At 41.8% G+C, this 11,907-nt stretch carries 7 protein-coding genes and 1 tRNA gene; 1 reads left to right on the plus strand and 7 read right to left on the minus strand.

Going from position 1 to position 11,907, the window contains the following annotated elements:
• The 6 genes from ABZB17_RS14435 to ABZB17_RS14460 form a co-directional block, all read right to left on the minus strand.
• The coding region (locus ABZB17_RS14435; RefSeq protein WP_372651042.1) for a SusC/RagA family TonB-linked outer membrane protein at nucleotides 1–1,002 on the minus strand (1,002 nt) is incomplete at its 3' end.
• A gap of 25 nt (nucleotides 1,003–1,027) precedes the next feature.
• A complete protein-coding gene (locus ABZB17_RS14440; protein WP_372651043.1) occupies nucleotides 1,028–2,785 on the minus strand; it encodes a hypothetical protein in 1,758 nt (585 codons plus the stop codon).
• A 149-nt stretch (nucleotides 2,786–2,934) separates the two neighbouring features.
• Nucleotides 2,935–7,194: a two-component regulator propeller domain-containing protein gene (locus tag ABZB17_RS14445; protein ID WP_372651044.1), complete on the minus strand. Its 4,260-nt coding sequence runs from the start codon at nucleotides 7,192–7,194 to the stop codon at nucleotides 2,935–2,937.
• 242 nt (nucleotides 7,195–7,436) lie between these two features.
• Nucleotides 7,437–8,438: a family 43 glycosylhydrolase gene (locus ABZB17_RS14450; protein WP_372651045.1), complete on the minus strand. Its 1,002-nt coding sequence runs from the start codon at nucleotides 8,436–8,438 to the stop codon at nucleotides 7,437–7,439.
• 1 nt (nucleotide 8,439) lies between these two features.
• Complete coding sequence (locus ABZB17_RS14455; protein WP_372651046.1) at nucleotides 8,440–9,780, minus strand: MFS transporter; 1,341 nt, start codon at nucleotides 9,778–9,780, stop codon at nucleotides 8,440–8,442.
• Nucleotides 9,781–10,223: 443 nt separating this feature from the next.
• Nucleotides 10,224–10,297 (minus strand) — tRNA-Pro (locus ABZB17_RS14460).
• A gap of 120 nt (nucleotides 10,298–10,417) precedes the next feature.
• Between ABZB17_RS14460 and tsaA the strand changes: the two genes are divergently transcribed.
• Entirely contained in the window at nucleotides 10,418–10,912 is a 495-nt protein-coding gene (tsaA, locus tag ABZB17_RS14465) for a tRNA (N6-threonylcarbamoyladenosine(37)-N6)-methyltransferase TrmO (RefSeq protein ID WP_372651047.1), read from the plus strand.
• 5 nt (nucleotides 10,913–10,917) lie between these two features.
• Here tsaA and ABZB17_RS14470 read toward each other — a convergent pair.
• The coding region (locus ABZB17_RS14470) for a penicillin-binding transpeptidase domain-containing protein (RefSeq protein ID WP_372651048.1) at nucleotides 10,918–11,907 on the minus strand (990 nt) is incomplete at its 5' end.

The raw sequence follows: 11,907 nt of genomic DNA on the forward strand, positions 1-11,907 counted from the left end.
AGTGTTGTTTTCGCCACCACCCGATAAGTTGATGTTGTGGTTCTGACGGATACCTGTTTTAAATGCTTCCTGGAACCAATCGGTGTTTACTTCGCTCGGATCAAGGTATTTATCACTTGAAGGATTGTATCCGGCAGGAACATCCATGTTGCTGTTATTGTAGGCCATGGTAACATATTGAGCGTATTGCGATGCATCCATTACATCGTATACACCTTCCTGTACCTGATCGATACCTACGTAACCTTTATAGTCGATTTTCATCGCCTGGTTCTTTTTTCCCTGCTTTGTGGTGATGATAACAACACCGTTTGCAGCACGCGAACCGTAGATTGCCGCCGCGGCCGCATCTTTAAGCACCTGCAGTGTTTCGATATCGTTTGGCGAGAAGTCGCGAATCGTTGTTCCCATTGGCACTCCATCAACAACATAAAGAGGAGCAGTGCTACCAAATGAACCAATACCACGAATACGTACTGTTGGGTCGGCTCCCGGTTGTCCGTCAGATGTAATCTGAACACCCGATACTTTACCCTGAAGCATAGTTGAAATGTTTGAGTTTGATACTTTTTTCATCTCTTCGGTATCAACAATTGCAACCGAACCGGTAAGGTCGACTTTACGTTGTGTACCGTAACCTACAACCACTACCTGGTCGAGGCCGATCATATCCGGAGCCAATGTAATGTTTCCGAGTTGAGTTTTTCCTTCAACGTTTACGTCAATACTTTTGTATCCGATAAACGAGATTGAAAGTGCAGCATCAGAAGGAACAGAAAGAGAGAAGTTACCATCAATATCGGTAATGGTACCATTTGTTGTTCCTTTTTGTTGAATGGTTGCGCCCGGAAGCGGTTCTCCGTTTTCGTCAACGATTTTACCATTTACAGTTATGTTGTCTTGTTGAGCTATTGACACCTGGTCGGCAGTACCGTTACCTTCCGCATATGTTGCCGTTGAAAATGCCAGCAACCCCAACAGGATTAAAAATAAATATTTCATGTCTAAATATGTTTTATCAAAGTGATTATTCAACAATTACGATATAAGATCCTTCCAACACAATGGCTGCATTCAAATCCGAGCTGTCTACCGTTATTCCTGCATATTCCTGGAAATGTGTTTCGCCGGTGGCATAGGTAACATCGTAACGAATGTCGGCAGTGTTGTCGCCGTTATTGGTTACAGTGATCTCAATTCTTGATCCACTGATGTTTGCTCCAAAAATGTCGAAGTTCCAGTCATTGGCAGGGGTTGCTGTGGCATAACCATCGCCCCAACCGAAATTGTCCATACGAACTACACCATATTCAGACATGTCTGCTTTACGAAGAATAGTACTCGGACTGTTCCAGTTATTAACTCCGTTAGAGTAAGCGTACATTTTAATTGTTTTACTTGTGCCTGAAGCAACCGGGTAATCCTCAGAAAATTGTGACCACCAACCGGTAGAAAAATCGTAAGCACCTACCTGCGCAATACCTTTAATAAGCGTCAGCGTGCATGTTGTAGTTACTGTGCTTGTTGCACCAACATATGAAATAACTGCTTCCTGAACACCCGCGGCAGCCGGAATAGTGCTAAACTGTAGCGTTTCATTCGACAAAACGCCGGTTGTACCATCTGAATAGGTAGCTGTTACAACCAATCCTGTGGTGTTGAATATGATACCCATCGTATCGGTATAGAAATAGTATTCAGTAATATTTGGCATTGTTGTAACCTCAAGGGCAGTAACCGAGTTGGTAACTTCCAAAGTATATAAGGTTGTTACAGGCGCGCTCAATTCGCCTTGTTTGGTTTTGTTATACGCTACAATAACCGTTTTTTGTCCAAGGGTGGTCATATCAGGAATTACTGAGAATGAAATATCAGTAGTATCAACTACTTCAGACGAACCGTCGGCATAAGTGACCGTAGCCACTGCATTTCCCCAGAAATCTTCGATGCCGATTTCAACAAATTCAGGAGCTCCAGTAACCGAAATTGATACGGGTGCAACATCTTCAACAACAGTAACTTTCGATGGCAGAAGATAAGCTTCTTTCATTTCGAAATAACTGGCATCACCAATTAAGAAAGCCGTGATATCTTTAGTGGCCGAAACCGGTTGCTGATAGGTTTGAACCAGTTCAGTTCCGTTGGTTCCAACAGCGGTGGCAGTTACAAATACATTACCGGTAGCAGAGTGGTCAATTTCTATTGTAACATAGGCGCCATCCATGGTTGCGCGGAAGTCGTTCCAAATATCGTCATCTCCATCGGTATCGGGATAGTTTTGAGAGATCATGGCCAGATCAAAATCTTCGTTACCCCAGCCGTAAGCATCAGAACGCAGTACAAAATATTCTGCGTACCCGTCAGCATCACGATCTGCTACTTCGTTGGCTACACCAAGATTCCAGTTGTTCCAGTTGTTTTGGCTGCCGCCATTGTGATTCACAAACCCGATATGCAATAGTTTGTTAGATGGTACAGTGAAATAATCAGAGAATGCAGTCCACCAGCCGGAACTGTAATCTTCAGCACCAACTATCGCAGTAGCAATGTTGATGTAAGTGGTATCACCTGTATCCATATTGGCTTTTGCATCTGCAATTGAATCGATTCTGCTTTGCAGGTCACCGGGTGCATCAATTGAATAAGTATCCAACTCCTCGCACCCAACTATACTAAATCCTGCTAAAACTACCACGTACAAGGCACGCCTCAACAGTTTAGTATTTTTACTTATTCCGGAAGTAAAAGGAAATAAGCTCAATAAATAAGTTAAGTTTCTCTTCATAATTAATAAAATTGGTTTACACGTAAATTCTGACGTAAAATTACGGTGGGAGGGTATCCAATATGGTGGACAATTTAATATTGATAGTGGACGAATGAGGAAATCTTGTATAGGGAGGTTTTATGCGTTAGTAAAAATCTACAAATGAATTACTTAGAAAATTCACTGGGACTTGATCCGTAGAATTTTTTGAAGATACGACTGAAGTATTTTGGGTCGTTAAAACCGGTTTTAAAAGCAATTTCTGATATGGATTGGTCGGTGGTCTTTATCATCTTAACTGCCTTTTTCAACTTGTATGAATTGATGAAATCGGTAATATTAAGATCGGTTAGTGCCTTAATTTTTTTATACAGCAAACTTCGGCTTACAAACATTTCACGGGCAAATTGTTCCACCGAAAAGTCTGGTTCGCTGTAATTTTTTTCTAATACCTGGTATGCTTTTATAATAAACTCTTCATCCAATTTGTTTGATGACAATTTTTCGGGATCCACCTGTTCCGGACTGCTGAATATGCTTTTTATTTTTCGGCGCGATTCAATGATGTTACGCATTTTTATTTGCAGAATCTGCAGGTTGAAAGGTTTCGGAATGTAGTCGTCGGCACCGGTTTCCAGTCCTTCAATCCAGCTTTCTACCATATTTTTTGCCGTAAGCAGAATAATGGGGATATGGCTGGTTTGGATGTTCTTTTTCAGACGGCTGCACAATTCAATTCCGTCCATAACAGGCATCATCACATCGCTGATAATCAATTCGGGCGAATATTTTTTGGCCATTTCCAGACCGATTTTTCCGTTTTCGGCACCTAAAACCCGGTAATCCGATCGGAGTGTTTGTAACAGGAAGCTACGCAAATCGAAATTGTCCTCCACAATTAAAATGGTAGGTTTTGTTTTGCTGCCGGATGTTACTTCATCCAGTTCGTAGTTGGTTTTACGCGCCACAATATGCTCGGTAAGTACATTTACCCTGCCTTCAAGATTGATTTCGGTGGGCACATTGGTTTCGTTAATGGCATCCGAATCAAAACGGTCTTTCGAATACGGCAAACACACCGTAAAGGTGCTGCCTTTTTTAGGTTCACTTTCCACTTTAATTTCGCCGCTTAAGGCCTGAACAATCTCGTAAGTAAGTGCCAAACCAATCCCCGAGCTGGTAAAATCGGTTTGTTTTCCCGATTCTGTATCTTTATAAAAGCGGTTAAAAATGTGGGGCATATGTTCTTTGGAGATTCCGCGTCCGGTATCAATAACACTGATTGCCACAAACGGAGTTGGAATACAATCTTCCCGTTCTTTTGTAATTTTCTCAACTTTTAAAGTGATTGCCCCTGAAGCCGGCGTGTTTTTAAAGGCATTGGAAAGCAGGTTGTAAAATACGTTTTCCACTTTCTCTGCATCAAACCAGGTTTCTTCATTTATTTCGGTTTCAATAAAGCGGTAGTTAATTCTCTGGTGCTCGGCCAGGTCTTTAAACGACTCGAAAATACCGTATAAAAATCCTTGCAGATTGCCTTTGCTAACGTATAGTTGCAGTTTTCCGGTTTCAATACGGCGGAAATACAGCAACTGGTTAATAAGGTGCAGCAAACGTTGTGCGTTGCGGTTAATAATATTTAGCGTATTCTGGGTGTTAACGTCGGCTTTCATATTTTTCATTAACTGCTCCAAGGGGTCGATAATAAGCGTTAACGGTGTGCGGAATTCGTGCGAAATATTGGTAAAGAAACGTAAACGTAATTGGTTTACCAGCTTAACCTTTTCATTCAGTTCAATTACTTCGTCGCGCTGTTTGGCAATTTGTTGGTTTTGTTTTTCAAGTTCTTCTTTTTGCTCCTCAATTTTAAAAGTACGCTCCCTAACCTGTTTTTCCAGCTTGCGTTTTTGTTCTTTCAGGAATTGCGTACGGTAGCGTATGTAAACTAAAACCATTGCAATGATAAACAACACCGCCAGTATTTGAAACCAGGCTGTTTCCCAAAACGGAGGAACAATGGTTATGGTAAGTGAAGTGTAGTTTTCCGACCAGATACCATCGCTGTTGGCAGCTTTCACCTTAAAAACATACTGTCCTCCGGAAAGGTTGGTGTAGTTGGCAAAACGGCGGTTCGACGAAACTTCAACCCAGTTTTGATCTACTCCCTCCATTTGGTAGGCATATTTTATTTTCCCGGGTTGGAAATAATCCAACGCCGAAAACTCGATGGAAAAAACAGCATCTTTATAGGAGAGCGAGATTTCCTGTGTTTCGCTTATCGGTGCGTTCAAAATTACTTTTGAATGGTATTTTTCGCCAATGATCACCGGATCGCTAAATACCGAAAATTGAGTGAATACCGGCTGCGGAATATTTGGATACGATTCGAAATCGGCCGGGTTAAAATAATTCAGGCCCTCTACACCGCCAAAATATAAATTCCCCTGGTCGTCGGAGCAGGAGGCCGACCAATAAAACTGATCGCTCAATAATCCATCACTTGAATAGTAATTCTGGAAGGTTTCGCTAACCGGATCAAACTTCGATAATCCATTATCGGTAGATATCCACAAATTTCCTTCAACGTCTTCTTCAATTCCATAGGCAACATTATTGCATAATCCGTTCTGTTGGTTGTAATTAATAAAGCTGCCGCCATTCCCGTTTTCAACATATTTGCAAATGCCGTTTCCGTAGGTGCCAATCCAAATGGTTCCATCGTGTGCTTCACAAAAAGAAATAACATAATTGCCGGCTAACGATTCTGGATCAGCCGGATCGGTTAAATATTTCTCGAAATCGAGTTGTTCGGTATTTTCGTCAAGCGCAAGTAGTTCTGATCGTTTGAAACGGTACAAACCATTTTCGGTACCCACCCAGACTCTGTTTTTGCTGTCGGTTAAAATACAACCAACTTCGAGCGCCTGATCGATGTTCATTTTTTCGTGAACATGCAGGAAAATATTTTCCCCGGGATTATAAATATCAAGTCCTCCTCGCGTACCTATTAAAATGTGTTTGTTGTCGAGGTATTCGAGACTGGAAATAAAACTGCTGCACAGACTTCTGTTGTCGCCGGGTATGTTTACCAGAATTTCAAAACGATTTTGTTTTTCGGAGAGCAATTTGTTTAAACCGCCACCCCAGGTCCCCACCAGCAGGTGGTTTTGGCTGTCGCGGATAAAAGAGGTTACAAAGTCACTGTTTATACTTTGGGGATTTTCGTCTGAATGTTGGAAATGAATTGTATTTAGGCCGTTGTCGCTAATGCGGGTTACTCCGCCACCGGCTGTTCCTACCCATAAAACATCGTCTTCGGCAAATATGGAATTGATGGTATTGTGGCTTATTGAATTAGGATTGGAAGCTTCGTGGGTAAGCGCATTAAATGGCTTTTGATAAGAGTTATAATGGTTTATTCCTCCTTTTTCGGTACCAATCCAAATATTGCCCACCTTATCGGCATACAACGAATTTACAAATGGGCTGCTAAGTTTCGAATCGTTGGAAAGGTGCGAAAAAGTTTGGTTGTTTTGGTCGAAATAATTCAGTCCGCCAAGCGTGCCAATTATAACTGTCCCGTTCTGGTCTTCAATAATGTCGCGAATTGTCAGGTGGTCGAGATCTTCTTCGCTTGTATTTGTTGCGCCAAAAAACTGAATACTTTTTGAACTGCTTTCGGAATAGTATAAGCCCACTTCAGATGTGCCAATCCACAGATTGCTTCTTGAATCCTGAAAAACAGACTGTATACTAATGGTTCCTATTTCGTCGATCAATGAAGAATAGTTGTCAACGATTTTCTCTGTGTCCAACAAAAGCACTGCCAAACCATTGTCGGTGCCAACAAACATACTTTTTTCGGGGGTGATAAAAATATGGTTTATATTTTCTGCCGGTAGCAAATCTCCAAAACGTTTTTGGCATAATAATGTGCCTTCGCCGCTTTTTGTTATTTTCCACAATCCGCTTTCTTCAGTTCCAACCCAGATTGCACCTGTTTCGTCTTTGGCGATTGTTGTAACTGAAGAGTTCAGTACTTCACTGCTTAACTCATTTACGGGTAAAAACCGAAACAACTGATAGTTGAAAAACGACAGGCCTTTATCGGTCCCAACCCAAAGGTTGCCGTCGTCGTCTTCACATAAAGCCTGAATCATATTGCCTTTCAGCCATTCATGCTCTTGTGTATGGAAGGTTTTAAAGGTGTAGCCATCAAAACGGCACAGTCCGTTCCAGGTTCCAAACCACATAAAACGCTTGCTGTCCTTTATAATAACATCAACTGTATTTTGTGGAAGCCCGTCGTTTGTAGTAAGCACATTTAGCCTGATTTGCTCGGTCGATTTTGCAAATACAGTATCTGTAGTAATACAAAAAATGAGGATCAGGAAAGCAACAACGTATTTACCCGACAGTTTTACCATAAATATGCCCAGTTTAAAACCTGGTCGTAAAAATACCTATTCTAACATGATTGACCAACAAGTAAGTATTAATTCGGTTTTGATACGCGCTTTGCTGTTTTGGCACTCAAACCGTGCTTTCTTGATGCGAGACTATTCGGGCATGTAGCGTAAAAACATGGAGCAAAATAAAAAGTGGGGAACTGTATTGTTTCATACTGCCCCCACTTTGGTTTTACCTTTTCGGCTTATAATCATTTCAACTAAAACTCAAACACCGGTCTGCCGTCAGCATCAAAGTTAACCTCCATAACTCGTGCATGACGGTTTGGATCGTACAACGGATCCTCAATAATTTCCTCCAAAGGTCGTTTATCGCTGGCAGGAACAACTGCAGGATCACCAACAGCTTTCTCATAATCACGGGCATGATAGATACAAATTGGCGTTACATCATCTTCAGCCACGGTAAAACAGTTGTGTCCCGGACCATATATTTTCTTTTCGTAATCGGTTTCCAGAACGGGATATCTCGATTTCTTCCACGAATTACGATCCAGCAGATCGGCGTCTTCATCCGCTTCCATCATTCCCATGCAATAACAGGCGCCGGTGGCACTTGCCGAAAACGTAATATAGATTTTACCTTTATTTTTGATTACTGCCGGTCCTTCATTCACCCAAAAATCTACTCTTTCCCAATCGTAATCGGGTGTTGTAAGCATAAATTGTACGGTTTTCAGCTTTACAGGTGTTTCCATTTCTGCTAAATATAAATTAGAAGCAGCAAACTGACCACCGGTTTTTTCGGCCCAGCAAAAATAGCGTTTGCCCTTATTTTCGAATACCGTTCCATCCAGCGAAAAATCGATGAATGTTTTTTCATCGCCATCGGCGGCCTGCATCATCCCTAACTCTATCCACTCATCTTTTAAAGGATCCTGTCCGGTGCACTCCAAAACATAAGGTCGTAGCGCCCAAATGTCTTCCTCTTGGCTAGCGGCAAAATAAACATACCATTTGCCATCGAGGTAATGAATTTCGGGTGCCCAGATATGACGGCTCATCGGCCCGGTTTCGTGCTTGAACCATACATCAAACGTTTCAGCCTCCTTTAAGCCCGCTATGGTTTTACTTTTTCGTAATTCAATGCGATCGTAAGTTGGCACCGAGCCGGTGAAATAGTAATATCCATCAGTATGTTTATACACAAACGGATCGGCGCGCTGCTCAACCAATGGCGCATTTTTTCCTGTAGTATCCATCTTAAATGTGAATTTTTGCTTTTATCGTTTCGTAATATTTGTCGGTAATTTTATATCGGTAAATCAACATTCCGTTGATCACATGAAAAACACCCGGTATTAGAGTTAGCATAATTGCCAGTCCGGTTAGTGCTGTTTTTGTTTGAATGGCATCAGGAATATATCCAAACGCATCAAGCAACAGGCCAACCACAGCTCCGGCAATTCCCATTCCTGCTTTCTGAGCAAAAGAAATACCTCCGAATGCCAGACCTGAAACGCGTTTCCCTGTTTCGGCATGGCCATGGTCAACCGCTTCGGCAATGGCCGACCAAAATACAGGTGCGTGCACATCAACCACCAGCGAGAGGATAAAATATAGCACGTAGGCCAAAAGTATACTGTCGGGTTGTGGTTTAACCAATACAAACATCAGTACACTTAGTACGCCCACTCCAAACTGCGACATCCAGAACAGCTTCACTTTACAAAAGCGTTTGGTAATAAGCGTTGACAAAGGCATAGCCAAAATGGCCGCTGCCACACCGGTTGCCATAAAAGTGGATTGCATTCCGGCATCGCCACCCAGATAATATTTTGCATAAAAAATAGCTACCGAACTACGGATTACATAACCAACCGTACCCGACAGGCACGATCCCCATAAAATGAGCCACTGATGGTTTTTTACCAAGTATTTTAATTGCTGAAAAAATGGTGTTTTATCCACAACATGTTCGATACGCTCGCGGGTAGTAAAATAGCTAAATAAAAACAGCAGGGTACCCATAAGCGCCATTAAACCCATGGCCAACTGGTAACCTCTTCCCATATCATCGCGCCCAAGCTTTTCAGCCATAATAGGAACCACTATCGATACCATAAAAGCAGCCACCTTTGCAAAGAAAAGGCGGTACCCGTTTGCCGACAGGCGTTCCTGCGGATCGTTGGTTAAAACCCCAATTAGCGAAATATAAGGAATGGTAACCGATGTGAACATCAGTGTTACAAAAATATAGGTAATGTAGGCGTATATCAGTTTTCCGGCATAATCGAAACCCGGCGTGGTGAAGGTTAGAAAAACCGAAATTCCGAAAGGAACCGACAGAAACAAAAAGTAAGGACGAAACCGGCCTCCTTTAAATTTATACTTGTCTGTTATTAATCCCATCAACGGATCGCTTACAGCATCAATAAGCCGAACCAGTAAAAACATAAGGGCTACATCTTTGGGTTTAAGGCCAAAAATATCGGTGTAAAAATAAGTGATGATAAGGAACATGGAAGATATAACCACGTTAACGGCAGCATCTCCCGATCCGTAGCCAATTTTTTCCAATAAGCTTAGTTTTTGATTCTTCATTGATTTATTTCTGATTGTTTGATTAAATTTAATAATACCAACTTTTCCCCGTAGACTAAAACCAGGAACTCTTACAGATCGTATTCTGCAATGCTTCTGCTTCTTGCTTTATTGTATTAGTCAGGTATAAAATTTACGGTCAAAGATTGAAAACAAAAAAGAAAATAGGGTGGAGTATTGGGTAAAACAGGTGGACTATAAAGCACATGAACATGAAAAACAAGTGCTTTGTGCCCGAATCTTGATTAGTTTTTACTGAAGTTGAAGAACTTAGCTGATAGTGGCAGGGTATATGTTTAGAAAGCGAAAGTGGGAGGGATGCTCAACCTAAAACCTTTCTCTCTTCGTTCGAAGCGTTTTCTTTTTAGAGTTTCACTTCAATTGTCATCGGGTTTTATTCCAAAAAGAAAACCTTACCACAAAAGCGGAAAGGTTTCATGTTGTCGGGATGACAGGATTTGAACCTGCGACCCCGTCGTCCCGAACGACGTACGCTACCGGACTGCGCTACATCCCGAATTGTGGCTGCTAATTTAAGTAAAAATTAAAAATTATTTTAGCACTCGAATAAGAAAAAATTGGCATCAATAATGTCTGTATTATTTACTATTTTGATCATCAGTTCAATAGCCAAATTATGAAAGAATTAGAAAAAGTTGAATTAAGTATAATAGGTACGATTTCCACACCACATAAAACAATTGCAAACATTCCGATTCAGTCGGTAGGGGCAAAAGAGTATGTTGGTATCATCGAGCTGGAACCACATTTAACAGCGGCCCTGGAAGGGCTTGAGGGCTTTTCGAATTTGATTTTGCTTTACCATCTTCATCTGGTTAACGGCTATAAACTAAAAGTAAAACCATTTATGGACGACAAAGAGCACGGTGTTTTTGCCACACGATCGCCCAAACGCCCGTCGCCAATTGGATTGTCAACCGTTGAGTTACTTAAAATTGAAGGAAATAGAATCTGGTTTACCGGTGCCGATATGCTGGACGGAACACCACTGATCGATATCAAACCTTTTTTCAGGCAAGTGGATAACCGCCCAGATGCAATTTCTGGCTGGTTGGATTCGAAAGACGATGACTTACCCGCCAAACACCGTTCCGATGATCGTTTTGTTTAATTGCTCTACTTGTCTTTTTTACTAAATATACCTTTGATTTTTTTCCAGAGCTGACCTTTTTCTTTCTCTTCCGCTTTAACGTCTGGTCTGTCTTTCAGGTTTTCGTTTTCTTTCTTCCCAAAAATACCGGCAAAATCGAAGCCGTGTTTTTCAATATCCAGCACTTCCTTGTATTCCGGTTCATTTAACATAGCCAGTAATTCCGGTTCCGGATCGGGGAAAGTGCTGTATTGCAGGTGTTCAAATTTTTTGTCGTGGTAGGTTTTATAAAAGAACTTTCCAACAATTGGCAAAGCCATGTATGCACCCTGCCCATAGGTTGTTGTACGGAAATGTACACGCGGATCGTCGGCGCCTACCCAGCAACCGGTTACCAGCTCGGGTGTAAGACCGATAAACCAGCCATCCGAGTTATTTTGTGTGGTACCGGTTTTCCCGGCAAAATCGCCCGGAATTTTATAAACGGTACGGATTCCCCGTCCGGTTCCGCCGTCAACAACTGCTTCCATCATATTTATTACCGCCCTGCAATTTTCAGGTGAAACCACCGGCTCGTAAGGCAAATCATAATTAAATGTTTCAAGAACTTTTCCGTTCTTATCGGCAATTTGCAACAGGTAATTTGCTTTTACAGGTTTCCCGTCGTTTACAATGCCGGCAAAAGCTTCCACCATTTCTTTTAGTGATACTGAAGCTACTCCCAATGCCAGGGAAGGATAGTCGGGAAGATCGGCCGATATTCCCAGGTCCCGGGCAATATCAATGGTTTCGTCAATTCCGGCTTCCAAAAGTACATCAACCGAAACGGTATTTAACGATTTTGCCAAAGCACCTTTCATGGAGTAGTAGCCACCATATTCGTTGTGCGAATTCCGCGGGGCCCAGTCTTTATATTCCTCGTAAACCTTGTTTTGATTTACAAAATAAGTATCTGCCGATATATCTTCGTCCAAGGCTGCCAGGTACACAAACGGTTTAAATGTTGATCCGGTTTG

Origin of the sequence: Draconibacterium sp., from assembly GCF_041583095.1 — a bacterium.
In the GTDB taxonomy this organism is placed as follows: domain Bacteria; phylum Bacteroidota; class Bacteroidia; order Bacteroidales; family Prolixibacteraceae; genus Draconibacterium.